23 protein-coding genes are annotated in these 24,609 nt (G+C 41.7%); 7 read left to right on the top strand and 16 right to left on the bottom strand.

Annotated elements, in window-relative coordinates; genetic code table 11:
* Window positions 1–15 precede the first annotated feature (15 nt).
* Window positions 16–378, top strand: a complete 363-nt coding sequence (locus ACR1R9_RS10845) for a winged helix-turn-helix transcriptional regulator (RefSeq protein WP_433921083.1) — start codon at window positions 16–18, stop codon at window positions 376–378.
* Window positions 379–594: 216 nt separating this feature from the next.
* On the opposite strand, the gene ACR1R9_RS10840 is transcribed toward ACR1R9_RS10845, so the two are convergent.
* From ACR1R9_RS10840 to ACR1R9_RS10825, 4 genes are all read right to left on the bottom strand, one after another.
* Window positions 595–1,311, bottom strand: coding sequence for an SAM-dependent methyltransferase (locus tag ACR1R9_RS10840; RefSeq protein WP_433921084.1), 717 nt, complete (start codon window positions 1,309–1,311; stop codon window positions 595–597).
* Between the two features lie 308 nt (window positions 1,312–1,619).
* Window positions 1,620–2,534 (bottom strand): phosphotransferase, encoded by a 915-nt coding sequence (locus ACR1R9_RS10835; protein WP_433921085.1) that lies wholly within the window; start codon window positions 2,532–2,534, stop codon window positions 1,620–1,622.
* Between the two features lie 584 nt (window positions 2,535–3,118).
* Window positions 3,119–3,760: a hypothetical protein gene (locus ACR1R9_RS10830; protein WP_433921086.1), complete on the bottom strand. Its 642-nt coding sequence runs from the start codon at window positions 3,758–3,760 to the stop codon at window positions 3,119–3,121.
* A 403-nt stretch (window positions 3,761–4,163) separates the two neighbouring features.
* Window positions 4,164–4,928 (bottom strand): YheC/YheD family protein, encoded by a 765-nt coding sequence (locus ACR1R9_RS10825; RefSeq protein WP_076288753.1) that lies wholly within the window; start codon window positions 4,926–4,928, stop codon window positions 4,164–4,166.
* A gap of 202 nt (window positions 4,929–5,130) precedes the next feature.
* Here ACR1R9_RS10825 and ACR1R9_RS10820 point away from each other — a divergent pair, with 202 nt between their 5' ends.
* From ACR1R9_RS10820 to ACR1R9_RS10810, 3 genes are all read left to right on the top strand, one after another.
* Window positions 5,131–5,940 carry a DUF6492 family protein gene (locus ACR1R9_RS10820; RefSeq protein ID WP_076288754.1) on the top strand — a complete coding sequence of 270 codons (810 nt, stop codon included), beginning with the start codon at window positions 5,131–5,133 and terminating at the stop codon, window positions 5,938–5,940.
* 17 nt (window positions 5,941–5,957) lie between these two features.
* A complete protein-coding gene (locus tag ACR1R9_RS10815; RefSeq protein ID WP_433921087.1) occupies window positions 5,958–7,334 on the top strand; it encodes a sugar phosphate nucleotidyltransferase in 1,377 nt (458 codons plus the stop codon).
* 454 nt (window positions 7,335–7,788) lie between these two features.
* Window positions 7,789–9,114, top strand: coding sequence for a hypothetical protein (locus ACR1R9_RS10810; RefSeq protein WP_433948783.1), 1,326 nt, complete (start codon window positions 7,789–7,791; stop codon window positions 9,112–9,114).
* A gap of 125 nt (window positions 9,115–9,239) precedes the next feature.
* Here ACR1R9_RS10810 and ACR1R9_RS10805 read toward each other — a convergent pair whose 3' ends face one another.
* Both ACR1R9_RS10805 and ACR1R9_RS10800 read right to left on the bottom strand, forming a co-directional pair.
* Window positions 9,240–9,623, bottom strand: coding sequence for a DUF3888 domain-containing protein (locus ACR1R9_RS10805; protein ID WP_433956457.1), 384 nt, complete (start codon window positions 9,621–9,623; stop codon window positions 9,240–9,242).
* A gap of 519 nt (window positions 9,624–10,142) precedes the next feature.
* Entirely contained in the window at window positions 10,143–11,114 is a 972-nt protein-coding gene (locus tag ACR1R9_RS10800) for an aldo/keto reductase (RefSeq protein WP_433921089.1), read from the bottom strand.
* Window positions 11,115–11,465: 351 nt separating this feature from the next.
* Between ACR1R9_RS10800 and ACR1R9_RS10795 the strand changes: the two genes are divergently transcribed.
* The gene (locus tag ACR1R9_RS10795) at window positions 11,466–11,936 is read left to right on the top strand and encodes a MarR family winged helix-turn-helix transcriptional regulator (RefSeq protein ID WP_099859077.1); all 471 of its coding nucleotides are present in this window, start codon (window positions 11,466–11,468) and stop codon (window positions 11,934–11,936) included.
* A gap of 430 nt (window positions 11,937–12,366) precedes the next feature.
* Window positions 12,367–12,567 carry a hypothetical protein gene (locus ACR1R9_RS10790; protein WP_433921090.1) on the top strand — a complete coding sequence of 67 codons (201 nt, stop codon included), beginning with the start codon at window positions 12,367–12,369 and terminating at the stop codon, window positions 12,565–12,567.
* A gap of 631 nt (window positions 12,568–13,198) precedes the next feature.
* On the opposite strand, the gene ACR1R9_RS10785 is transcribed toward ACR1R9_RS10790, so the two are convergent.
* From ACR1R9_RS10785 to ACR1R9_RS10775, 3 genes are all read right to left on the bottom strand, one after another.
* A complete protein-coding gene (locus tag ACR1R9_RS10785) occupies window positions 13,199–13,423 on the bottom strand; it encodes a DUF2750 domain-containing protein (protein ID WP_099859079.1) in 225 nt (74 codons plus the stop codon).
* A 226-nt stretch (window positions 13,424–13,649) separates the two neighbouring features.
* Window positions 13,650–14,231, bottom strand: coding sequence for a TetR/AcrR family transcriptional regulator (locus ACR1R9_RS10780; protein ID WP_433921091.1), 582 nt, complete (start codon window positions 14,229–14,231; stop codon window positions 13,650–13,652).
* Between the two features lie 92 nt (window positions 14,232–14,323).
* Complete coding sequence (locus ACR1R9_RS10775) at window positions 14,324–15,334, bottom strand: fumarylacetoacetate hydrolase family protein (RefSeq protein ID WP_433921092.1); 1,011 nt, start codon at window positions 15,332–15,334, stop codon at window positions 14,324–14,326.
* A gap of 165 nt (window positions 15,335–15,499) precedes the next feature.
* Here ACR1R9_RS10775 and ACR1R9_RS10770 point away from each other — a divergent pair, with 165 nt between their 5' ends.
* Entirely contained in the window at window positions 15,500–16,522 is a 1,023-nt protein-coding gene (locus ACR1R9_RS10770; protein WP_175382546.1) for an MBL fold metallo-hydrolase, read from the top strand.
* A 214-nt stretch (window positions 16,523–16,736) separates the two neighbouring features.
* Here ACR1R9_RS10770 and ACR1R9_RS10765 read toward each other — a convergent pair whose 3' ends face one another.
* From ACR1R9_RS10765 to ACR1R9_RS10735, 7 genes are all read right to left on the bottom strand, one after another.
* Window positions 16,737–17,696 (bottom strand): L-threonine 3-dehydrogenase, encoded by a 960-nt coding sequence (locus ACR1R9_RS10765; protein WP_076288767.1) that lies wholly within the window; start codon window positions 17,694–17,696, stop codon window positions 16,737–16,739.
* A gap of 37 nt (window positions 17,697–17,733) precedes the next feature.
* On the bottom strand, window positions 17,734–18,924 hold the full coding sequence (locus ACR1R9_RS10760; protein WP_076288768.1) for a glycine C-acetyltransferase: 1,191 nt from the start codon (window positions 18,922–18,924) through the stop codon (window positions 17,734–17,736).
* 460 nt (window positions 18,925–19,384) lie between these two features.
* Entirely contained in the window at window positions 19,385–20,137 is a 753-nt protein-coding gene (locus ACR1R9_RS10755) for an iron ABC transporter ATP-binding protein (RefSeq protein WP_433921093.1), read from the bottom strand.
* Window positions 20,134–21,198 carry an iron chelate uptake ABC transporter family permease subunit gene (locus ACR1R9_RS10750; RefSeq protein WP_433921094.1) on the bottom strand — a complete coding sequence of 355 codons (1,065 nt, stop codon included), beginning with the start codon at window positions 21,196–21,198 and terminating at the stop codon, window positions 20,134–20,136. The genes ACR1R9_RS10755 and ACR1R9_RS10750 overlap by 4 nt, the downstream gene beginning before the upstream one ends.
* Window positions 21,195–22,211, bottom strand: a complete 1,017-nt coding sequence (locus ACR1R9_RS10745) for an ABC transporter permease (protein ID WP_433921095.1) — start codon at window positions 22,209–22,211, stop codon at window positions 21,195–21,197. The genes ACR1R9_RS10750 and ACR1R9_RS10745 overlap by 4 nt, the downstream gene beginning before the upstream one ends.
* A 19-nt stretch (window positions 22,212–22,230) precedes the next feature.
* On the bottom strand, window positions 22,231–23,244 hold the full coding sequence (locus tag ACR1R9_RS10740) for a siderophore ABC transporter substrate-binding protein (RefSeq protein WP_433921096.1): 1,014 nt from the start codon (window positions 23,242–23,244) through the stop codon (window positions 22,231–22,233).
* Between the two features lie 450 nt (window positions 23,245–23,694).
* Window positions 23,695–24,375, bottom strand: a complete 681-nt coding sequence (locus tag ACR1R9_RS10735) for a response regulator transcription factor (protein ID WP_099859131.1) — start codon at window positions 24,373–24,375, stop codon at window positions 23,695–23,697.
* Window positions 24,376–24,609: the final 234 nt, after the last annotated feature.

The raw sequence follows: 24,609 nt of genomic DNA, 5'->3' as shown, positions 1-24,609 counted from the left end.
GTAAGGGATGATTTTGTGGATATAAGCAAAGAGGACGAACAATGTCTCATCTCCATTCGCGAGGCGTTGGAGGTTGTTCGCGGAAAATGGGCTATTTTGGTACTCACCTTACTTAGTCTGGGTCCGCAGCGATTTAATCAGATGCGAAGATATTTAGACAATGTCAGCATCAAGTCTTTAACGGATGTCCTGCGTCATTTTGAGCGGCATGAAGTCATCAACCGTCAGGTGTTCCCTACCTCACCTGTTACTGTTGAGTATTCGCTAACAGATAAAGGAAGGGCGTACATACCTGTACTTCGGGAGATGCGCATATGGGGTGAAACCTGGGGAGGAACATCGGAAGGCGTTAATGATGAAGAAACCCCGCTTGGGTAAAGTCATAGTTTAGACTGGCTCTTAAAAATGAAACGGCAACAGCTAGGGAACCAGAAAATAAAGTCTTTGTTATGGTCTTAATACAGTATTAAGTTCATGTGATTAATGTTTAGATGTACACCTAATCGGCAATCGGACTATGTTCTTGTCCCTCGACATCTTTTCGCCAAGAGGAAAAAACCGCCTATGTAATGTACGGCGGCTCTTAAAATGCCTCTATTTTTTTGAAGCAATAAGCGAGATCAAGTTCATATATTTCCCGTCATCAGCGTTCAGTAATGCGATATTTTCGCGCGCATAATCGTTGTCGGACTGAAGCCATTCACTCCATGCTTTCGAGAAGCAGCTCATCTCCCTTACCGATTCAACGCAAACGTTAGGAGATTCCTCCCATAATTTCCGCCACCATTCACAAGTATGCCAATGAATATCTTCTCCATTAGGTGACAAGAATGGCTGCAGCTCTGCAGGCACAACCACATCAAATTCTACCTTCACCCCTGGCATCGCAATAGCGAAAATACCTCCTTCTTTGATTAGCGGCGCTAAATGGCGGTCCAAGTATTGTTCATTCGCTCCAAAGTATTGATACGCATCTACGCTAATGACTGCATCGAAATAGTGGTTCGCAAAAGGCAAACGGAGTGCATCCGCATGAATTGGGGTAATTTGGTTTTCCAGGCCGAACTCACTGAATCTTTGGTAGTTTTCGGTCGCACTAATCCATAAATCGGTAGCAAACACGGTTACGCCGAACTTTAACGCCAGATAGATAGAAGTAAGTCCGGTCCCGCAGCCCAAATCCAGCACTCGCATTCCTTTCTTCAATGACAATTTTGACGTTAGCTCCTCAATCATGACAATTGAACTAGGCCCCATTAAGTTTGCTCTTATGAATTCGATGTCATCCAGATTACTACGGTTTATCCCCATTGAAACCCCTCCCTTCCTCAGTTTTTATTAAAGCCATACTATTACATTTGATATTTCCAATAAAGCAATTCTTCATCGGTGTGATCAATTTAGTTTTAGATACTTATCGGAAATGACACATTGTTCTTGTCCTTTTCAGCGAAGGTACAATGTTCTTGTCCCGCGACACATTTTGACAAGAACTTGTACCTATTGCCGTAGCTGGACAAGAACGGCATCAGAGAAGGCGGATCGTACCTTATCGCTGCCTTTAAACGACAAAATGGTGCCGATAGCCATAGCCCCATAGCCGCAACGAAATAATGAGCCTAATCCAACAGTGCCCGCATGATGTTGGATTTTGCCTCTGCCGCAATCGCTTCATTCCCGTCATCAACTGCTTGCATTAAGATCAGCATGGGGATGTATACCGCGATCAGCCGCGCCAGCAGCTTCGTTTCCTCGTCCGCTCCTCCGTACGTTTCGAAAAACACGCCGCGAGCGTAAGGTGGTAAAAAGCTATAAGCAACGCTCAAATCGCAAGCCGGATGGCCTACGTTCAGATCGCCCCAATCAATGATGCCAGAAACGATCCCGTTCTCATTCACAAGCATATTTTTGAAATGAAGATCGCCATGTAGCAGTGCATTCACCGCCTCGACACGGTCCTTTTGCAGCCTGCTAATATACGCTTCGATCACACCCGACTCCTCCGGCGACAAGTGTTCAACCACCTTCGATAGAAAGCCTTCCAATTTCACTTTGCGCGATGCTATGTCCGTCAAGTTTCGATGATCTTGCTGAACTCCGCACTTCAGCGCCGCCTGCACCGGAAACTCATGCAATCTCCGCAAAAATTTCGCCAGCGTCTCTGCCGATAAAGCCCGGCGTTCTTCCGTCAAACCGATTGGGAAATCTCCTGGCACGTACGCATAGCCAAGAAATGGTGCCCGGTATTCGTCACTTGCTTCGCCATAAAACAACGGTTTCGGATAGGAGATGGTCATATATGCCTCCAGCTTCGGCAGCAGCTTCCCTTCCATATGAATCGAGCCAACTGCAATCGATCTTCTTGGAAACCGGAACACGTACTCGTCACCGATGAGAAAAACCGTATTGTCCCAGCCCCAGCCCAATCGCTTCACTTGCTTCGATGACAGCTGAGGGAATTGTCTGCCGATCAGCGTCCGTGCCTGCTCTTCGTTAACCTCCCACTCCGCATCCCATACATTCGTTCCTCCCATGAATTGTCTGCCTCCTCGTTCCTTACGTTATTTAGATGTTTACATTCCCTAGAAGTTACGCATAACTGCCCGTTAGTTGAGTAAAAGCAGCCATTCACAATGATAAGCTGCTTTCTTGTTGTTATTGAGCTAACGTATCCCGTTAGCTTAGTGGATTACAGTCTTTTTGCGTTATTAAATCTATGTATGCCAAATCCTTTGAAGTCTGAGGCTAATATTACCAAATCGCTATAATTTTGCACAGTTCCCGTTTTTGGGATTATAACGGCAGGGATGTCGTACAGGCTATAGCGGTAAATACTAGCGCTTGCATTTAGCACACCGTTATCTTTGAAAAAGGAATTACGATCAGGACTATCAAATCCATCGACCCGGAGGTGAGAATGTCGAGTTTAGTATTGCGGGATCAATTAAAAAGTCGGATCCTTCTCAAGCCACTGCTACCGTTAAAATCAAGAAATTGTATCATTTATAATGTAAAAACGCTTTTGTGGGTATCCACAAAAGCGGGAAGTATTCGGATAGTTCCATCCAGAATACGTGAATATAACAGAACACGGTCAATTTTTGCGAAGAAAAACTAACTAATTATCCATATACTGCCGAGCGTGAACTGGCGTACCTTTAGTGACTTCACCTGTCACTGTGTTGATCTCTAATGGTTCTACTAAAACCTTCCATCCATTATCGCTTTTGAAAACTTTATAAGGGAGTGGTGGTGACTGTTCGTAGCCTTGTCCTACATACTTTTCGATCACTAAAATTTCAACTTCATTATTGTTGATTTGTTTGCTTCCCACAATTTCATACCCAGTAGTAGGATTGGTTTTGAAATCCTTTACATATCCCTTTTCCCGACTTTTCTCATCCAAATAGTTTATATCTTTTGAATAGAACATCATTCCCTCTGCATCCCTAGCGATGTAAGCATCATAGTACTCAGTTGCTGCCTCCATCGGAGTTTGGGCAACGACTCTTTCCGCGGTGGTAGTCGATCTTACTAAAATAGAGCCAGCAACAACTCCAGTACGTAAAAGCGATACTAATTTTTTTCCTTTCATGGATTGAAACCTACTTTTCAATGTTTTTCCTAAAGTGTTGGCAATGCTGATCTTATTTTCTTTAGGTCTACTGATATAACGCAGTAGATTGCTGGAAGGTTGTGAGATTTCTGATAATATCTTTAATCTATAAGTTTGGTTTACTAACTTACTTGAAGTTTTCAAGAAAGCCTAGTGAATATTCTTTTTGACTGTCTATAAAAGTATACAAAAAAAGGATCGTCAGCAATCCCTATTGTCAGTACGTTAGTTAAAAACAGCAGCCAGAATACCGGCTGCTGTTGATTACATTTCTTTTGTGCAAAAGTTTCTCGTTATCTTAATCTGCTTCTAATAAAGCAATAACATTAATATCATCTACCCTATAGCCAATAAGACCATCTCGGCAAAACGTCAGCTGAATTAACAACATTGAGTTGCATCTGTTACTGGCACTCTCGAATATACTATTTTAGCATAGGTTTCGGAATCGAATTGGGATGAAATGCATTATTCAGACCCTAAAGCCACATTGGCGACTCTTGAGCTTGAAACCTTCTCCATCCATTCCTATGAAAAATCCAATCTGTTATTCTGTTTTTTTGGGCACAGCATGGCGGTAATATCGTATTACCTTGCGATACATCTTCTTGTCTTTTAATTGATTGAATATAAATGGGTCCGGTTTGACATTCACCTCTATAATCCAGGGTTTCAGACTGTGGTCAAGGCCGATATCCACACCGATTTGCATTAGATAAGGGTACTTTTTTTTCATATGACGAGCTATGCGCAGGCTAAGCTCATTCATCTCCTGAACCAGTTCATTCCTGCGTTTTGTGGATGCATGCGATTGTAGCAGCTTGTGAATATCCATCGGGGTTCCACCACTATGATAATTGGTTACGATTTTCTTTGGATGACCCAGTCGGCCGATGATTCCGGTAGCTTCCCAATGTTTGGTAGGGCTTAGCTGTATCATGACTCGGATGTCAAAACGTCTGTTATTGTGCTTAAGCAGATGGATTCCTCTCTGAATCAGATAACTTCTTTTATGCACCAAACGAGTCAGACTGCTATAAAACGATTCAAAGCTGTCAAACGTCAGGCGTTTTTGCTCTATCTGATAGACAAAATGTTGATGACTGTCCATCTCGGCCTTAATAACACCCATCCCGAAAGTACCTCTCTCGGGTTTGACATAGACCATTCCATATTTGCTGATCATGGATTTCAGATTCGTTTTGTTATATTTCTGTGTGTCGGGGATATACGGTTTAATTGATTCATTATTAATGATCAATTTTGTTTTTAACCACTTGCTTCTTAACGGCTGCAATTTATCAACTCCCATGTCGTAAACTCTCCCTTCAGCAACCGCATCAAAGCTCGCTGTTTGATCAAGATCCTGCATGCATTATATGTAATACCGATAAAGGAACCCTGAACAAAAGCCCCTATTCGTAAAAATGTATATTTGCACATGCCCTGACCAAAACACTTTTGCACACATACCATATAATAAGTCATCACGATTTGTGCAAGGAGTTGAGAAGATGTCCGTCCAGCGTGGAATCCGGTTGAATAATGCGCCTAAGATTGATGTTCTTATACCAGCGATCGAAAAAGATTTGACTACCCTTCCCCTCGTCATCGATAACATTCGCCGTTATGTAAAACATCCCATTGGAAGCATATATATTGTTTCTCCGGTCAGCACCAAAATCAGAAAACTTTGTTCCCGTAAAAACTGCATTTTTGTTAATGAGCGATCCGTCCTGCCTATAACCAAAAACGAGATACACTACCAGTCCTCCCGGTGGAATCGGTCAGGCTGGTTATATCAGCAGTTGCTCAAAATGAACGGAGATTCCATTGTGAAGGCAAAATACTTTCTAGTCATGGATGCGGATACCGTACTGATTAAACCTCATTCATTTCTTGTAGAAGGCAAAACAGTATTTTACTGCCGTGACTGGAGCCAGCCGGAATATTTCAATACCTACAGCAAGTTGTTAGGCATGAAAGCTCCGCGTCCCCGCTCTTTTGTCACCCATTATATGCTTTTCGATAAATCTAAACTCTCTGCCTTGAAACAGAAAATTGAAGCGGTTCATAAACTGCCATGGTACAAAGCGATCATCTCCAATATCAATAAGAAAAAGCAGTTTGGTTTCTCCGAGTATGAAACGTATGCCAATTTTATGTACACGAAGAACCCAGGCAGCATGGTCCTTAAAAGTTCCATGAATAAAAGTCTGAATGTGAACGCTTCTTCGTTAAAAGAGCAACAAATCCGTAATCTGGCCCTTAAATACCGTTCTCTTTCCTTTCATAAACGGAAAATCTATAGTAAAGCTCCCTGAGCTTAAGGAGGAAGCCCATGCATATCGTACTGCTGTGCGGTGGCTCTGGCAAAAGGCTCTGGCCGTTATCCAATGAGCTTCGCTCCAAGCTGTTCATAGATATACTTCCATCACCCGCTGGAGGTAGGGAATCCATGATCCGCAGAGTATGCCGCCAGCTTGACAGTTCATCCCTGACGGATTCAACGCTCATTATTTCACATCAGGATCAGGCTAATATTACGGCTCGACATACTCAAGGTAAATTACCAGTCATCGGGGAACCATATAAACGAGGCACTTTTACTGCGGCGGCCTTAGCGACGTTATATCTGCAATCCTTCCGAATGGCCAAAGATGACGATGTGATCTGTATCGCGCCAGCTGATGTGTTCGCAGGTGAAGATTTTTTCAGCAACTTTCAATTACTACCGGACATCTTGAAACATTCTCAAGCCGATATTGCTTTAATTGGGACAAGGCCTACACATGCTTCAGAACAGTATGGATACATCCTGCCGGGTGAGGAAGAACATGCTTATGCGCCCATAACACAATTTATAGAAAAACCCGAAGCCACCATTGCTGAAACTCTGATACAACGTGGGGCACTATGGAACTGCGGTGTGTACGCGTTCACCGTCGAGTTTATGATATCCCATATTAAAAAAATGGGGCTTCCGGTTCATTATGATCAATTGTCATCCCTGTATGAAGCGTTGCCTGAACGCAGTTTTGACAAGCATGTTGCAGAAAAGGCTCAGCGGGCCGTAGTCCTGCCTTATAAGGGAGTATGGCAGGATATCGGAAGCTGGGATACGCTGTGCGCACAGTTAGATTCCCATGTAATCGGACACGGTGGAATCTCGGGCTCTTCCTCCGACTCCTATATTATTAACGAGCTTCCTTACCCCATCCAAGTCATTGGCGTGCCAGGTATTATCGCTGCCGCAAGTCCGGACGGCATACTCATTGCCAACAAAAATAATTCAAATGAAATTAAAGCGCAATTAGGCAACTTGCCATTAAAACCGATGTATGGTGAAGCAACCTGGGGCAGTTATCGTGTCATCGAGAGTTCGGTAGAAGATGAGAGTACAACTGTAACCATATTAAACATAACGGTTCTACCGGGCAAACATATCGGGTTGAACTGGCACCGGGCAGGATGTAGAGCGTGGATGGTACTTGCAGGCAGCGGTCAATTGCTTATCAACGGACAGGTCACACAGATGACTCTGGGCACTCAGTTCGCGATGATCTCGGAGAGCGTCTATTCTATTTTCGCTGAAACCAGGTTGGTCTTCATTGAAGTACAGATCGGCGAACCCGAGGATGAGAACAATATCCTTTTTGAAGAAGAAGACTGGAATATAATCGTAGAACGTGCAGGATCGTATAACTATGGAGTGTAAATTGAACCGTTCAAATCTTAGCCCCGTCCATTCGTGGGGGCTATTTGCTTTGCCTATCAAACGAAACATGGGGTAAAACCAAATATCTAAGTGACGCTTTAAAGACTTATCCTCACTCACTGGGAGACGTTTATTTTCGGGATAAGTTAATCCCCCCTAGACCACAATTCAGCAGATCGTAGGCAAAGTTTTTGTCTATGTTCCTCCTCATTAACTATGAGACACTTGAAGCCGTCACTGTAGGCGTTCCTGAAGAGATAATTCAAAAATAGGAACCTAACGCCTTAATGATACTATTTCCCACCTCTAATTTGCATTTCATAAGCCTCATGCATGAAGAGTTGGCGCAATGGACTAGGAATCTATATTGGTAAAATTTACTCATTAAACTGTGTTCTCATCTTTGTTAAAGTGGATAAGCATTATGAAGACAAAGACGGGAGTTTTAATTGACATGAACGTTCTTACCAAATCCATCATCGGCCTGCTTTGCGTGACGACATTAGCAGGCGCGTATTTCAGTTATACCGAGCATCAGGATAATCGACAATGGAAGCAGCAACAACAGCGCAATACGCAATACTGGTCGCATATGCAAGCGATCTACCTGCGCGATTTCGACTATGCGCTTGCGGAAGCTCTTGCGGCATCTACGATTGCGGATCGGCAAGCAGCACTTCAATCTGCAATTGAACATGCCAATTTTATTTTGGAATATGTAAGGATCGGATCCGTTACAATGAACTTTCCATCTTGGTCCTCGTATGAGTCATTTATCACGGACGGCAGCCGCTACTTGGCCTATCCTGCCAGCGAGAAGGGAATGTCGCTCAACCCAGATCAATTAGAACAAATTCAACGCTTGAGAACGTTCGCGAGGATCGCTCTACCGTATCTAGAGCAGATGAGGAAGAAAGCTGTTGATTCCTCTTTATCAGATATACAACAGATTTCGACCGAAATGGAAGAGGCTTTGTCTCAACTCGACTCGGTCTTTACGTCCGGCAATAAAGCCTTTAACGAGTTCCTGTACAACCAGAATCCTTACATACCTCTGAAGCCAGGAACCGTGTTTGCCGGGGAAACCACGTATAAGGCTACGGAGCTTGCGGCCAAAGCGAAAATTTTCATGGGCGAGGCTTGGAATAAAGGAGTAGGTAAGCAAATCGTCCACATGTCCTCCGGCGGAATCGGCCCCGAGTTCGGAGAAGTCATGGATTTCAATTTATCGGACACCGATGGGAAACCAACCAGCTCCTATATTGCAACACTGAGTAAAAGCGGACACGTGCTCCAAGTGAGACGCAAGGGCTTGATCTCCGAAAAAGGAGATGTAGAGCAATCTATGGACTTAAAGCAGGTTGTCGCGGTTGCGGATACCTGGATGGCTCGCTGGTCTGGCGAACGTCTGACATTAGTAGCGAAAGAGATAAAAGAAACCTCCATTTATCTCACGTATATTCCGGTCCGGGAGCAAGTTTCCATTCCACAGATGAAAGTCGTATGGCAATTTGATCGCCGTACCGGTGCGTTAAAGCGCTTCGATGCGTCTAAGTATTTTACCTATTACAATAAAACCTTCCCCATTCACCCGAAGCTTACAGCGGAGCAAGCCTCAGCGAAGCTTGGTCCAAAAGTTAACGTTTCGGGTAAGCCAAAGCTGGAGCTCCGCAACGACAAGCTCGTATATGCATTTCCCGTCACTGGGATTGAAGGCGTTTCTCATGTATACATAAATGCCCGCACAGGCGCTGGCGAAGGCATTAATTACAACTTATAATCTGAAAAGACAGCCCCTCGAATACCTTTGCTGCGGGCTGCTTTAATTTTTGCGTGTCAATCTTGGCTCATCTTCTTTGTTACTTACCTATGTCACCGAGAGCCCAACATAAATATGAGAATCGGTTACCTTCTTAGAGTAGGCAAGTCATAATCCCTAATGTGCTTATACTCAAGAACCACTACTGATCCGGAGTTATCTATACTAAACCTCATCGAGTCGACTCCAACATCCAAATGAGGTCCTACGTACGGGATTGTTTTAACCTGAACATCAATATGCGAAGAATGATATTTAACGTCTACATCAGTTCCATTCAAAAAAGGCGCAAACGTAGGTGATACAGTTAATTTACTTGTATAGTATTGGTTAATCTGTTCCTGTATTTTTGGAGCTAACAAAGTAAGTACAAGCCGTTTCAATGGTTCATCGTTTGGCTTTGCACAAACGGGCTGTATTGTCACAAAGAAAATGATGACTGTTAGCAGTGATCCGATACATCTTTTCATTTCTAAAACCCTCATCCTCAGCATTTTAAAGGTAGTTTTCACCAAATGAAGAGAATTTATTTTGCTATCCTGCCCGTTAGTTGAAAAAAGCAGCCGACCATATTGATCAGCCGCTTTCTTAGTTGAATTGAACTATCATTACGTTTCCTGCTACCTCCTGAGTGACTACAAATAAAAACAAAAAAGCACGCATTTATCCCTGTGTTAGGATAATCGCGTGCTTCGCAATGTAATTAGACTGATACCTTATCGCTATCGATCATCAATCCATGTTCAATAGATTAGGGGTTGTTCATGAAAGTTCCCCGCCATTTTGCCTATAAGGTATGCCTGAAATCAGGTTTACCTTTTTTTAGTCGGCTCCCAAATGTCTTCAGCTGCTTGTCACATCGAAAAAGCGAATAAACTCTTCAAGGTTCGCATCCAAGAAGAGTTTATGCAAAAGTTTTAGCTTATAGAATCGATGTTGGTGAGGATATCGATACAAATCGGTATCTTAGTAAAGGATATGTGTCCAATTTATACTAATACATGTGGTATATAAAGTTCTTCTAAACGGCTAATTTCTTCAGACGTTAATTTAACCGATAACGCTGAAACCGCATCTTCGAGATGGCTGATTTTGGTCGAACCGATTATTGGTGCTGTGACCTCTTCCTTTTGCAGCAACCATGCAAGAGCAACTTGCGCGCGCGGAATCCCTCGGTTAGCGGCAACCTCCGCTACTCTTTCAGCAACTTTGCGATCAGCTTCTTCCGTTTTAATAAACAACGCTTTTGCTATTTGGTCATTCTCGGATCGCGAGGTCTGCTCATTCCAGTCCCGGGTTAACCGGCCTGCCGCCAAAGGCAGGTAAGGAGTGATGCCAACGCCCTCATCTTTGCAAAGGGGGAGCATTTCTCTTTCTTCTTCACGATAAAGCAAGTTAAGTCTATTTTCCATGGAAACGAAACGTGTCCAGCCATTGCGCTCCGCGACATGCTGCGCTTTCGCAAATTGCCATGCCAACATGGAGGATGCTCCGATATATCTAACCTTTCCCGCCTTAACTAAATCGTGAAGAGCCTCCATTGTCTCCTCAATTGGTGTATTAGGATCCCACCGATGGATCTGGTACAAATCGACGTAGTCCGTTCCAAGCCGTTTTAGACTGTTATCAATTTCGGTCATGATGGTTTTACGGGAAAGCCCCATTGCATTCGGACCTTTGCGCATCGGAACAAATACCTTTGTAGCAATGACGATTTCATCACGGTGGGCGAAATCCTTTAATGCACGTCCAAGAATTTCTTCACTTGTTCCGTCCGAATACATGTTAGCAGTACTAAAAAAATTAATGCCCATTTCGATTGCTTCTTTAATAATCGGTCTGCTGTCCTCTTCATTCAATGACCATGGGGTATTGCCGCGTTCAGGTACGCCGAAGCTCATGGTTCCAAGACTTAATTTCGAAACATCCAAACCGCTTTGTCCCAGTTTCACATATTCCATTTAATAACACACTCCTTATATTTGTAGGCGTTACGCTAGTGAGTCAGTACTAGAGATTAACTCGCTGGCGTTTTTCATTTAAGAACGTTGATGAGCACAGTAAATCCTTTTGACGCGAGATCTTTCGTTATTTGATGCCCGTTTCCTTTGTTTGCCCCAGTGACCAAGGCACAGGTTTATGCACTTTTCTCTCCTTCCTCACCTTCCTATACATCTTTTGCAGATCTTTATAGCCCCCTTAAGTTGACGTATTAACCTTAAGACAAATCCAACCCCTCGGTTGACATGTCAACTCATAAAACAAACTCTAACACCTTGTAGTTGACGTGTCAACCATGGTATTATATTGGCATGGATATTAATGAACTAAACGAAGACGAAATGCGACTATGGAATACGTGGAAAGGCTCCTTTAAACGAGTCTTCGGTCGCGTTGTAAAAGAAATGTCTGAATATACAGGACTATCAGAAGGCGATTTTGGAGTATTAGATCGTTTAGTCCAATTTGGGGATGGTAAACTTCGCCAACAAGAATTAGCTGACTCGATGGATTGGGATAAGAGCCGACTATCTCATCATCTAACGCGTATGGAAAAACGTGGTCTAGTTCTGAGGAAACCACTAGACACAGATCGCGGTGTGCAAGTCATTATTACATCCGTCGGAAAGTCAGCCTTGGATGAAGCCCTTCCCATAGTCTCAAAGGCAATACGCAAGTATTTTCTAGATCTATTAACTGATCAAGACATTAAGTCAATAACTGAACTGGCGGAACGAACCAAAAAAATTGACAGATCGCCTAGTAACAACTCTTCATCTTGATCGCTGTTTTGGAGGGCATGCACAATATATAAGTACTGCAATTGACAAGTAACGGGCCTCTCTCGCTGAAAATAGCGGAGGGGTCAGTTTAATTTTTCCATTAGAACGATAAAATCATACAAATTACTTTAGACCTTTCTTTGTTTAATTTAATTCAATCATATTAAAGGATCTAATAAATAACAATAAATGTTCACTTTAATATTATCCTTTTAACGCTCACCTAGATGTCTAGCATATGGAAATTCTGAAATCACTTTTTCTAGTAGTATTTGTGTCCCGTCTCGGTGCATAATAGAAAGATATATATTTACATTGTGTTGACAAATAACCTTAGCACTATAGTTTTTTTAGGACTCTTGATAACTTTCTTCCAGCCCCACTCATTTAATCTCTTTAAATGGTGAAATATCCGCTGTGAGGTGATTTGATGAACAAGATTTTAGCGATCTCGATTTTGGGAATGGGTTTAACAGGTGCCGTTTTAATCATCTCAATTGCTCTGTTGTTTAACCCCCCAATAGGAAATGTGTTGAAGATGTTTACTGCTGCTTCAACATTATCTTTTATTATATTTGCTGTTTCGGCTTTGGTATTTCGTCGGGCATTAGATAATGAAAAAAGAGAGTAATATATTTATACTTCCTCGATTTAGGACGAATGATACCCAGTAGCAATCCTAACAATGTTTTTACTCAAGAAAAAAAGCATCTCCTTCAGGAGATGCTCTGCTTATCTTCAGGAAATAATGAAATATATCTCCTCCAACATGCATTCTCCCCTACAAGCACCCATGCCAGAAAATAGAATCTTCTGTTTTAAGATATATAGAGTTTGTTTCTATTGAGCTGTGTCCTGCTCTAACCTCAAATATCTTACTAATGTCCATGATCATCTCATAAATCTCATCTATTCGCCTAACATTCTCCGGTTCTTTTTCTTCAAGCTCTCTGGCTTTACGCCATAATTACTGATAAAAGAGCATCAGATCCGCGCATTGGCTTTCTATACCTTTTTTTGCCGGGAAACACCCATTTATATCCAGGTACGTGATCGCTGACCCGCACTTGGGGTGTCCTGGTCTACAGAGGAGCCCTTTTTCGTGATTTATATACTCATAATTAAACACATACAAAAAAAAGATCGTCAGCATTTCTTCAACGATCCCTATTGTCAGTCCGCTAGTTGAAATCAGCAGCTGATCAATTTGATGCCTTCTTAAGTTTTATTAAGCTAACGTTCCCCGTTAGCGTAACGATGGATCAATACTTTTTGAGTTCCTTCACTAAATCATTTAGTAGCACTTGAATCTCAAGAACTGCAGAATCATCTCTGTTCCAAAAGATCGACAGCTTATGCTGATCCTCCACCATATTGGGTAACCAGTCACTAATGAACTCGTCTAATGAGATACAATGTGCTTTATAATTTGACCACTCTTCATAAGCACAGTACTCTGCAAACTCTTTCGAGGTTATCGAATTCATTTGCAGCCTCCTTGTTAGAACTTTAATTAAATATACCACGCTAACCTGCCCTTTAGTTATATAAAGGCAGCCGATCAATGATCACCATATTTGTGGTATATATTCTACGATAAATGCAGACTAGTTATTGAGTATAAAAACGCTGAGATGAAGAAGTTCCACGGTATAGCAACAGCCTAGTACCGAGGTCCATTTCGTATGCGAATACAGACATATTTCACAAAGCTTATGGCTGAGACAAAATTCCTTTTACAAACAATGAGACACTGTGCTTGTAGAAATCTTCCTCGGTGACGAGTTGGGACTGATATTGCCCGTGAATCAGCTCGCTCATCTGAAATCCGTAGCACATCGAGAGAAAAGACATGGCGGCAAGGCGCTCATCCTGTCTGGCTATAACTTTTTTCTTCTGCAGACGTTCAAAATATTCAACCAGCAAGGAGTGCAGCTTCACCGGCGGATCGGCCAGCACTCTGTCTAATTCGGGAAACATTCCTTTGTCGCGGATGCCAATCAAAATGATGTCCGCATTTTTATGGAAGAACAATCGGTACTGCTGACTTACATTCAGCAGATCGACTTCCGGATTATCGGTCGCGTCCTCTTTTAACAGCTTCTCAAATTGCGGGATATCCGAATGTCTTTCAATGATGGCTTCCAATATGCCTTGCTTGCTTCCAAATTGCCGGAAAATCGTAGATTCATTGACTTTAGCTTCCGTTGCAATGGCTTTGGTGCTTACTCCGCGATAGCCATTCTTTTTGATGAGCCGTGTCGCGGCTTCAATGATTCTGTCTGAAGTTTGCATTGTATTTCTCCTTTTGCATATGTTAAACCTATTCTACTACAAGTTTTGTATATGAAGCAGATTCAGAGTTCATCATTTTCATAAACGTTTATTTAAGGTAAATCACTTCTTTTATCCCAGCGGCTTGGTTTCGTAATTTTGATATGATCAGGCACCAATTGCGTGAGCGTGCCTAATTTATCAAATGTAATCTGGATTCGGTCAGAGGGCAACAGCCATTCTTCGGTATCGATTGCGCAGCAATCCGGTATCGTCCCCATTCCTATAATCGTGCCCGGGAGTGGCGTGAAAACTTTGAGAACCTCCTCCATCACTTTTGCAGGGTGTGCAGAATACTCGGATGTGCTTCCCTTCCAGTGCAGTCTCTCCCCGATACGCACATCCACGTCCAATGCCAGCGGGTTGTCGATTTCATCCGGCGTTACCAGAAATGGCCCTATCCCTTTGCTGCGATCGAAATCTTTGCAGCGCGTCGGTCCGGTCATCGCCTGGAAATCCGGCCACTGCACATCGCGGACAGTACTGTCGTTAAAAATAACATAACCTGCAACGCAGTTCCCCTTCCCTGTAACAAAGGCCAGCTCCGGCTCAATATCCAGGTATGAAGAGTATGATGGCCAATGAATCGTATCCCCATCACCAATTACAGCATTATGGTTACACTTGTAATAACTGAAATTCACTTTATTCGGATCTTGCTGGAATTTTTCGGCGATTTTCCGTTTAAGTTCTTCTCTTTCCGGCCCTGTATATTCTCTTTGCAGCAGATTTACGCCAGCATTTCTCAGATGTCTTGGCGTCAGCCCAAAATCGATAAGCGCAGCCGGATTCGGAACCGGCGGTAGCAGGTTTACCGCTGAAATCAGGCTGATTTCATTTTCATTGAATTGATGCAACTGTTCGATAGCATACTGCATCATTTCCTTAGCAGCATCATAACTCGCCGGCAAATAATGAAGATAACTGTCCATACTTTCAAGACTGTCAGAGAATGTTCCCTGCTTTTTCATGATTGCAGCAAAAGACACGATAAATCTCTCGTTAATTACAAGCCCAAACAAAGGTTCCTGGGATGTATTGGTTTGAAAGGTTACTAGTTTCATATTGCAGCGCCTCCATCCATGTAGTGTGATGTTGTTCTGTTAGTAGCATACAGTATGGAATTAATGCATGCAAGTACATGCTTGCATTTCTGTTTTCCATTTTCTATAATGGGGACATAGTCAGTATGACTTACCAAAAAAACATATACACGAAGGAGAATTTTTATGAAGTATGGACGTATTATTCAAAAACCTCGCGTTAAATTTTTTGAAGTCGCAGATGGCGTCTTTGCCGGTATTTCGCCGTATCGCGGCATCAGTTGGGCCAATGCCGGATTCATCAACAAGGGTGAAGGGCTGGTGTATGACACGTTCTTCGATTTGTTCCATGCGCGGGAAATGCGGGAGGCTTTTAAGGAAGTAAGCAACGGCGGCTCTCCCGCATATGTGGTGAACTCGCACTATAATAGCGACCATGCCTGGGGAAACAAAGTGTTTGAAGATGCTTGCATTATTATGCACAAGGAAGCGTCCAGAGAGCGTCTTACCGAAAATATCGCCTGGATGGACAGCGTCATCAAAAGAGGAAAGGATTCTCCGGAATCGACTTCGGGCGAGCGGTTTTTTGCAGCGGAATTTGAAGGATTCGACCTGGAAGGCGTAGAATGGTTGCTCCCGAATATTGAGATAAAAGACGATATCAACATCCGTCTTGGCGATACGGAAGTAATGATTTACAACGTTGCTCCAGCACACTCTGACAGCGACTTGCTGCTGTGGATGCCAAGAGAAAAAGTGCTGTTCGCCGGCGATGTCGTGTTTAACGGGTGTACGGCATACAGCGAAGAGGGAACCCTCAATTGGGTTAAAGTGCTTGACCGCATTATTGATGAAATTAAACCCGAAATCGTTATTCCAGGACATGGCGCCATCTGCGGCCTGGACTTCGTGAAGGAGCAGAGAGACTACCTCCTGAACCTGATCAGCGAGTTCAACAAGCATTACAATGACGAAATTGATGCCTTGTCCCTGACTAAGCAAATTGATATTTCCCGCTTCCTTCATTGGATTCAGCCAGAACGCTTGTATGTTACAGTGGACATCCTATTGAAAAGCAAACGAGGGTTACCCCCCCTTCCAATTTGGAACGAGGTGCCTGCTAAACTGGAAGACATGAAAGTTTTTTTGACCGGAAAATATGGTAATCAAATCAAGCCATGGGACCCTATGAGTGTTTGGCAAGAGTGAATAGCAATTTGAAGCTAGCCTACGAAAAACAAAAAACGACCCTGTCGCAAACGATGCGAACAGCGGCCGTTTTTTTGAATTGTTCCACGGAATTAAAATGGGTGCTTAGAAACCGATTATGAAGAAAAATGGAGTTGCACTTATGACTTACTAGTAGAACTCTTCAGCTTCTTTTGTATTTCTACTCGGTTTGCACAGCGAATTCATAATAACTTTAAGCCTTGCGAAGCATTTGTCTCTCGCTTAGCTGTGAAAGCATATCCTTCGTCATGGCCTTCAGGTCGTAACGGGCATGAAATCCCCATTCTGTTTTCGCTGCCGTCGCATCAATGGAATGCGGCCAGCTATCGGCAATCGCCTGTCTCTTCGGATCAACGTCATAATCGAGGATAAAGCCGGGAAACTCATCCCGTATCGCTGCAGCGATCGCCTCCGGATCCACGCTCATTGCGGTAACATTAAATGAATTTCGGTGTATCAACCGGGAAGAATCCGCTTCCATTAATTCGATGATAGCGTTCAGGGCATCCGGCATATACATCATGTCCATGTTTGAGTCCTTGGCGATATAAGATGTATACCGGCCAGTCGTCACGGCTGCGTAATAAATTTCCACAGCGTAATCTGTCGTTCCTCCGCCGGGAGGCGTCATATAAGATATCAAACCCGGGAATCGCAGCCCCCTAGTATCCAGGCCATATTTGTGAAAATAATAATCACAAAGCAGTTCGCCGGACACTTTATTCACACCGTACATCGTATTGGGCCTCTGGATCGTATCCTGCGGGGTATTGTCTTTCGGAGTCGAAGGACCAAAAGATCCAATGGAGCTTGGAGTGAAAAATTGGCAGCCGAGCTCCCTGGATATTTCAAGTGCATTCATCAATCCGCCCATATTCAAATTCCAGGCAAGCAGCGGTTTCTCCTCTGCGGTAGCCGACAGCAGCGCAGCCAAATGGATGACGGTATCAACTTCGTACCGCTTGGCGATTTCGAACATCGCCTTATCATTCGTCACGTCCAGCAGCTCGAATGGCCCGGATCGGGTAATTTCGTGGGCTGATGACCTGAGATCCGTTGCAACGACGTGATCCGCACCATAGATTTCACGTAATTTAACAACTAACTCAGAACCGATTTGGCCCAGTGCTCCAGTCACCAAAATCTTGTTCATAAGACATTCCTCCCGAAATATACTCCTTCGAATGCAGCTAAATCAGCTTCATTTCCTTGCCAACTTTCTCATAAACGGAGATCACCTGATCGAGCATCTCCTTGGTATGGGCAGCTGTCGGCATGTTACGTATTCTTCCGGTTCCCTTCGGAACTGTCGGAAACAGGATTGCCTTGGCGTAAACGCCTTCTTCATAGAGCCGTTTGCTGAACTGTTGGGTGGTTACTTCATCGCCAATGATACAAGGTGTGATCGGCGTTTCGCTTTGGCCTACATCATATCCAAGCAGGCTCAAGCCATTTTTCAATTTATTGCCGTTCTCCCACAGCTTCTCGATCAGTTCTTTGTCATTCATCAAAATGTCGACAGAAGCGCTGCAAGAAGCGATTACAGCCGGAGGTAGCGATGTCGAGAACAGAAACGGACGGCTTCTCAGCTTCAACCATTCGATCAGTTGTTTTTTACCCGCCACATAACCTCCGACAACGCCGATCGCCTTGGAAAGAGTACCAATTTGAAAGTCAATGCGGTCGGACAATCCAAAATGCTTCACGGTTCCCGCACCTGCTCCGAGAACGCCCGAACCGTGGGCATCATCCACATAAGTAATCAGATCGAATTCTTCTGCTATTTTCACGATTTCGGGCAGCTTTGCTATATCACCATCCATGGAGAAAACCCCGTCGGTGATGACCATAATTTTATGGTACTGACCGGATTCCTTGGCATCTTTCGCCTGCTGTCTTAAATCATTCATATCCGAATGCTTAAAGCGAATCACCTTGGCTCTCGACAGGCGGCAACCATCAATAATCGAAGCGTGGTTCAGCTCATCAGATAAAATCGCATCATGCTGGTCCATTACCGCGGATATAGCAGCCATATTGCAGTTAAATCCCGATTGATACACGATAACGGCTTCCGTTTTTTTGAAACGGGCCAGTTTTTCTTCAAGCTCAATATGAAGATCCATCGTACCATTAATGGTTCTCACAGCCCCTGCGCCTGCCCCGTATGTCTGCGACGCCTTAACTGAAGCATCAATCAGGCGGTGATCTGTTGCCAGTCCCAAATAGTTATTGGAAGACAAATTGATTAGGGACTTTCCGTCGATACGAATAACAGGACCATTTGCACCCTGCAGCGTGTCGATGACATTATATAGACCTTTAGTCTTTAGATCCTCGATGTTCGAAATTAAAAATTGGTCCAATGCTTGACTTGACATTCCATTCCCTCCTCGATATACGTATGTCCTCGTACAGGAGACATAGTATTCTTTAAAAAAACCCTGTTATAAAAGGAGTTAAACTAATTTCAATGTATCATCTTTTTTATTTTTTGTACACATGTGGAGGACAAAAAATAAAAATATCCGCACGAAAACATAGCGATTGCTTCCCCATTTCCGGAAGCAATCGCTACTAAATCTTTGCTTATATCTTTTGCTGCTCGGTAACTTCATGTGCAGCCATTATTTCTTTTGCTTATTAGTTTGATATAGTTCTATTGAGTGTACGGAGTAATTGAACGTAAAGGTGTGAATTTGGAATTTGAATTTGATTAAAATCGCTATTTGATTCTGGAAAATTAATTTCTCATTAAATAAGAATAGGGATGTAAGCAGTCATCTCTAAGAGGACTGTTTACATCCCTATTATGAAATGCTTTTTCCGAAAAAATTGTAACTAATAAATCGCTATGGGCCCATAAGGGCCCTCGATAATTTCTATTTTTGCTTCAAAAATATCTGTCAAAATTTCTGAATTCATAATCTCTTCTACTGTTCCAAAAGCTGCAATTTGTCCATCTTTCATGGCACAAATTCGATCAGAATATTTGGCTGCAAAATTAATATCATGCATAACAGTCAGAATTGTTCTTCCAAATTCCTTTGCAGCAAGCCTCAAATGCTCCATCATTTGAACAGAACGAGCAACATCAAGGTTGTTTAGAGGCTCGTCCAAAAGCACATATTCAGTTTCTTGGCACAGAACCATCGCTACATATGCCCTTTGCCTTTGACCACCAGATAGCTCATCTAAATATCTATTCTCCAGATCAGTCAAGTCTAAAAAATCGATATACTTAGAAATAATAACCTCATCTTCTTTCGTTAATCTTCCCTTTGAATAGGGAAAACGCCCAAATCCAGCTAGCTGTCTAACAGTAAGCCTTGTTACAAAATGATTTTCTTGTCGCAAGATAGTTACAATTTTGGCTAAGTCTTTTGATTTAGATTCAGAAATATCCATGTTCGCCACTATAATTTGGCCTTCATCTATGCCCAAAAGTCTTCCAATCATTAAAAGTGTCGTAGACTTTCCAGCACCATTAGGCCCAATTAAAGAAGTAAAACAAGCCTTTGGTATTTCAATATTCAAGGGTCCTATTTTCACCTGATCAGCATACAACTTTCTAGCATTATCAATCTTTATCATAAAGCCCTCTTCCTTAAAATCACAATTAAGAATATGATTCCACCAAATAGTTCGATAATAACTGAAACCACACCTTGAGCATTGAATAAATGATACATTAAAAAGTAAGCACTCGTTATGATCAAAAATCCTATAGCAAGAGCCATCGGGAAAATATATCTGTGATCATAAGTTGGCGCTGCTTGATAACTCAAAGTTGCAACTAAGAACCCATAGAAAGTAAGTGGTCCAACCATAGCCGTAGAAATGGACATCAAAACAGAAACTAATATTAGTGTATAAATTATACTTGCTTGATGTTTAACTCCAAAAGAAGTAGAGACATCTTTTCCAAGTGATACTACATTTAATTTCTTGGAATACGCAAGTATAAGCAAAGCTACAATGATTACAATTGGAATTGCAACAGGATAATATTCAGAATTCGCATTATTAACAGAACCAAACAATCTTGCCTGTAAAATATCAAACTCAGACGGCGCAAGAAGTCTTCTCATAAAAGTTGACACAGATCTCAGTCCAGCTCCAATAATAATTCCAACCAAGAGCATAAGTTGTAGATTTCCATACTTCCCAGAGAGCAACCATCCATATAGGATCAAACTCATCAAGACCATAACAATAACTTGAAATGCAAAGGATCCAATGCCAGTAAAATTGATGAATGCACCAGCACCAAAGAAAAATATGGTACTAGTCTGAATGGTTGAGTATAGTGATTCAAATCCTAAAAGTGAAGGAGTTATAATCCGATTATTCGTAATCGATTGGAAAGCAACCGTCGACAAACTCTGACAAATCGCAGCAATAATCATTGCAACAAGAGCATCCACCCTTCTTCTAACAACTGGTATAAAAGAAGGTGAATCTATGGGAACTGGATTGTTATAAACTAAAAGTCCATACGAAGAAAGAACACCCAAAACAATCAATGTGATCAGCAAAATCCAATAACGTCTTTCTTCTTTCTTCGAACGAAAAGCTCTGGCTGATCTTTTTGCATTATGGAGGCTAGAATCGACTTTGACATTTTCTTTATTTCTATATTCCAATGTGCTCATCTTAGCCTCCCTTGTTTCCTCTGTCTCAATAAAATAAGAATAAATACGACTGCCCCTACTGTTCCAAGTATCAATGAGACAGGTACTTCAAAAGGCATGATAATGGTTCGAGATATGATATCGCAAACCGTTATAGTACCCATTCCTATCACACATACCCAAGGCAAATTACTCCTAAGATCATCGCCTCTAAACATTGAAACAATATTGGGTACAATTAAACCTAAAAAAGGTAAGTTTCCAATAACGGCTGCAACAATTCCAACTGCAAGAGAAATAAGACCAGTACCCCAAAAAACGATCCTATTATAATTCGCTCCAAGACTTGTTGCAATATCTTCCCCTAGTCCTGCTAGAGTCAATTTATTAGCATACATAAAAATAAGAAAAGTAACGATGACAATGAGCCACAAGTATTCATATCTTCCAACTTGAACGGGTGCAAAAGAACCTACAAACCAAGTTTCAATATTCTGTGTCATTTGAAAAACAAGTCCAATAAAAGTAGAAAATGCCGAAATGACTGCTCCAAGCATCATCCCGATAATCGGTACAATTAAAGACGAACGAAGTTTAACTCTTCTTAAAAATAAAAAGAAAACCATTGTACCTATAAAAGAAAAAATGATTGCACCAGTCATTCTTTGAACTAAAGTGGGTGCAGGAAATAATAAATATACAGAAAGAAGTCCCAACCCTGACCATTCAATAGTTCCAGTTGTGGTAGGTTCAACTAAACGATTCTGTGTAATAAGTTGCATTACGAGTCCAGCCATGGACATAGCAGCTCCAGTAAGCATTAGAGCAACTGTTCTTGGAACACGAGTGATGAAAAACATTTCCATTCCATCCTCTTGTCCACGTATGTCATACGCTCCAGTAAACAATGATATAATGCATAAAATAAAAACAACTAAAATCGTTAATATAAATGGTTTTGTCCATATCTTATTGTACTTATAAAGCCGAGGTTGAGAATTATTCTCAACCTCGGCGATTATATTTTTCGGCACTATGTTATACTCCTTTAAACTACTTAGCTAAAGTGTTTGCAAGGTTTTCAAATACTTCTATAAAAGTTTGGATGGATTCATTTGTGTACGTGTCATTTGGCGCATAAACAATCTGCCCTTTAGAAATAGCAGTTACCTTTTTAAGAGCAGCTGAATTATTAATAACATCCTGAGCTGGAACGGCATCAGTCGTAGAAGATACTGCTGCATCACGATCTAGTACGAGAAGCCAATCGGGATTACTTTGTGCAATAGCTTCTACTGAAATCTCGTCTCCTTTATGGTCTGAAGTAGCATTTTCAATTTCTAATGCTGGTTTCCATCCAAAAATATCATACATAGGTCCCCAAACACGTCCAAAATGAGGAGCAGAGAAACCAATATTCCCACCAGCAACTTCAACACCCATAACTGTATCCGAACCATTATAGGCTGACTTAGCGTCTTCAATAGCTTTATCGAAATCAGCTACCAATTGTTCAGCCTCTTCATTTTTATCAAAAATTTTCCCTAAAGAATTTGTAGCATCCTTAAATCCATTTACTAAGTTTTCCCCAGGTGTAGCCGCTTCCTCAGAAACATCAAAATTAAGATCAATAACAGCTGCATTTGGCACTAATTTTTTTATTTCATCATAATAGCCAGCAAATCTTTGACCGATAATTACAAGTTCAGGGTCTGCCGCTGCTACAATTTCAAGATTTGGTTCACGGTGATTACCAATATTTTGAACGGAGTCATCACTTACATATGGTGAATCTGCAGGCATAACATCCTTTGGAGCAGCCACTAATTTGATTCCCCAATCAGCTAAAGTTTCAAAAGTTCTACTATCTAAAGAAATCACTTTCTTTGGGTTTACAGGAACAGTAACAGTGCCATGAGCATCAGTAATATCGACCGTTGAAGCTTCAGTAGAATTGCTTTCTTGTCCATTAGTTGCAGTTTCTCCATTTTCATTACTTGCATTTGAACAAGCTACCAACATCAAAACAAAAATTGCTAAAAAGACAGTTAATTTAAATTTTCTCATTTCCAATACTCTCTCCCTATAATCAAATTCAATATTGGCATAAACAGCCATGTGCCTGTCAGTGCAAAAATAGAAGCGAAAAGTACTCTTTCAACATATGTAGCACTAGTAAATAACAACATTGATACTAAACCCCAAGCCTTGTTGTATCTAGTGTTCCAGCTTTAGTCAGACATACAAATTATCCTGGCCCTAGCTTTGCATAGTTCAGCCTACTATACTTATTCCTGCACTTGAGTATGTTCGCAATCTATCTTGGTATTAGCTCCCCCCTACTAATGTGATTTTTAGGAAAATGAAGTTAATAGATTGAATGGAATAGTAATTGCCACCACCCCAATTGCTATTGATAATCATTTTCATTTAAACGTTCTGTGGAACAGTATAGTCTTTAATTATGTGAAAATCTTGTGAAGGTAGTCGTGTTCTTTCGATTATGCTTGATATGGATTATTGTTCAATCATTGAATACCCCCTGCCATGTACGGTTTTGATATATCTATCTTTTTTCTCGCATTTTAGCTTTTTTCTTAGATACCCAATATATAAATCCACTACATTTGGATTGACTGCTGTATCATATCCCCACACCTGGTTCAAAAGTATCTCACGGCTCAATATTCTATTTTTATTCTTGATTAAAAAAACAAGCAATTCGTACTCACGCTTAGTAAGGCGGAGATTTTCATCCCCTTTTTTCACAATATTGCTTGATGCATCAACGATGAGTTCTTTAAACTGAAAAAAATTTGTTTCGTTTGGCTGGAAACCGTCCTCTCTTCTTAAAATAACTTTTATTCTTTCTACTAATTCTTCTTTCACAAATGGTTTTCTTATATAATCATCTGCTCCTGCTTGTAACCCTGCTATGCAATCCTTGCTGGACACATTGTCGGTCAAAATGATTATCGGTGTCGTTTTAACAGTTCGTATTTGTCTGCATATTTCCGGTCCAGATATACTTAGTGAATCCCAATCTAATACGATAATATCCCAATCTAGGTCAAATACTATATTTAAACCTTGATTTTCATTATGAAGTTTTAAACTGAAACAGCCGTCTTGCTTTAGGCCGCTTACGATTTTCTTTGCTAAAGACCGTTCATTCTTAATTACAAGTACCTGTTTCACCTTTCTATACCTCTCTTTCAATATTACTCATCTCTTGACAGTACTACGGTGGTAGAATTTTTGTCAAAATAGAGTATGACAACGTTCTAGTTTCCGTCCAATTATTGATGGGCCATCCTAGAAGTTTTCAAAGCCCAAACTCATATTAGCCGTTGAATTACAAGTGATTCATTGCTATTTTCCATAAAAAATCCCCTTCTGGTCAACAAGATTAAATCCATCTTTCCAGATGTC

This window comes from Paenibacillus taichungensis, assembly GCF_050994985.1.
Lineage (GTDB): Bacteria > Bacillota > Bacilli > Paenibacillales > Paenibacillaceae > Paenibacillus > Paenibacillus taichungensis.
This window is presented reverse-complemented; position numbering and strand designations above follow the sequence as displayed.

Coding starts and splice junctions, on each gene's coding strand:
- ACR1R9_RS10840 (WP_433921084.1), bottom strand. CDS start 1,311: ATGGGGATAAACCGTAGTAATCTGGATGACATCGAATTCATAAGAGCA.
- ACR1R9_RS10835 (WP_433921085.1), bottom strand. CDS start 2,534: ATGGGAGGAACGAATGTATGGGATGCGGAGTGGGAGGTTAACGAAGAG.
- ACR1R9_RS10825 (WP_076288753.1), bottom strand. CDS start 4,928: ATGGGAGTTGATAAATTGCAGCCGTTAAGAAGCAAGTGGTTAAAAACA.
- ACR1R9_RS10820 (WP_076288754.1), top strand. CDS start 5,131: ATGTCCGTCCAGCGTGGAATCCGGTTGAATAATGCGCCTAAGATTGAT.
- ACR1R9_RS10815 (WP_433921087.1), top strand. CDS start 5,958: ATGCATATCGTACTGCTGTGCGGTGGCTCTGGCAAAAGGCTCTGGCCG.
- ACR1R9_RS10810 (WP_433948783.1), top strand. CDS start 7,789: ATGAACGTTCTTACCAAATCCATCATCGGCCTGCTTTGCGTGACGACA.
- ACR1R9_RS10805 (WP_433956457.1), bottom strand. CDS start 9,623: ATGAAAAGATGTATCGGATCACTGCTAACAGTCATCATTTTCTTTGTG.
- ACR1R9_RS10800 (WP_433921089.1), bottom strand. CDS start 11,114: ATGGAATATGTGAAACTGGGACAAAGCGGTTTGGATGTTTCGAAATTA.
- ACR1R9_RS10795 (WP_099859077.1), top strand. CDS start 11,466: ATGGATATTAATGAACTAAACGAAGACGAAATGCGACTATGGAATACG.
- ACR1R9_RS10790 (WP_433921090.1), top strand. CDS start 12,367: ATGAACAAGATTTTAGCGATCTCGATTTTGGGAATGGGTTTAACAGGT.
- ACR1R9_RS10785 (WP_099859079.1), bottom strand. CDS start 13,423: ATGAATTCGATAACCTCGAAAGAGTTTGCAGAGTACTGTGCTTATGAA.
- ACR1R9_RS10780 (WP_433921091.1), bottom strand. CDS start 14,231: ATGCAAACTTCAGACAGAATCATTGAAGCCGCGACACGGCTCATCAAA.
- ACR1R9_RS10775 (WP_433921092.1), bottom strand. CDS start 15,334: ATGAAACTAGTAACCTTTCAAACCAATACATCCCAGGAACCTTTGTTT.
- ACR1R9_RS10770 (WP_175382546.1), top strand. CDS start 15,500: ATGAAGTATGGACGTATTATTCAAAAACCTCGCGTTAAATTTTTTGAA.
- ACR1R9_RS10765 (WP_076288767.1), bottom strand. CDS start 17,696: ATGAACAAGATTTTGGTGACTGGAGCACTGGGCCAAATCGGTTCTGAG.
- ACR1R9_RS10760 (WP_076288768.1), bottom strand. CDS start 18,924: ATGTCAAGTCAAGCATTGGACCAATTTTTAATTTCGAACATCGAGGAT.
- ACR1R9_RS10755 (WP_433921093.1), bottom strand. CDS start 20,137: ATGATAAAGATTGATAATGCTAGAAAGTTGTATGCTGATCAGGTGAAA.
- ACR1R9_RS10750 (WP_433921094.1), bottom strand. CDS start 21,198: ATGAGCACATTGGAATATAGAAATAAAGAAAATGTCAAAGTCGATTCT.
- ACR1R9_RS10740 (WP_433921096.1), bottom strand. CDS start 23,244: ATGAGAAAATTTAAATTAACTGTCTTTTTAGCAATTTTTGTTTTGATG.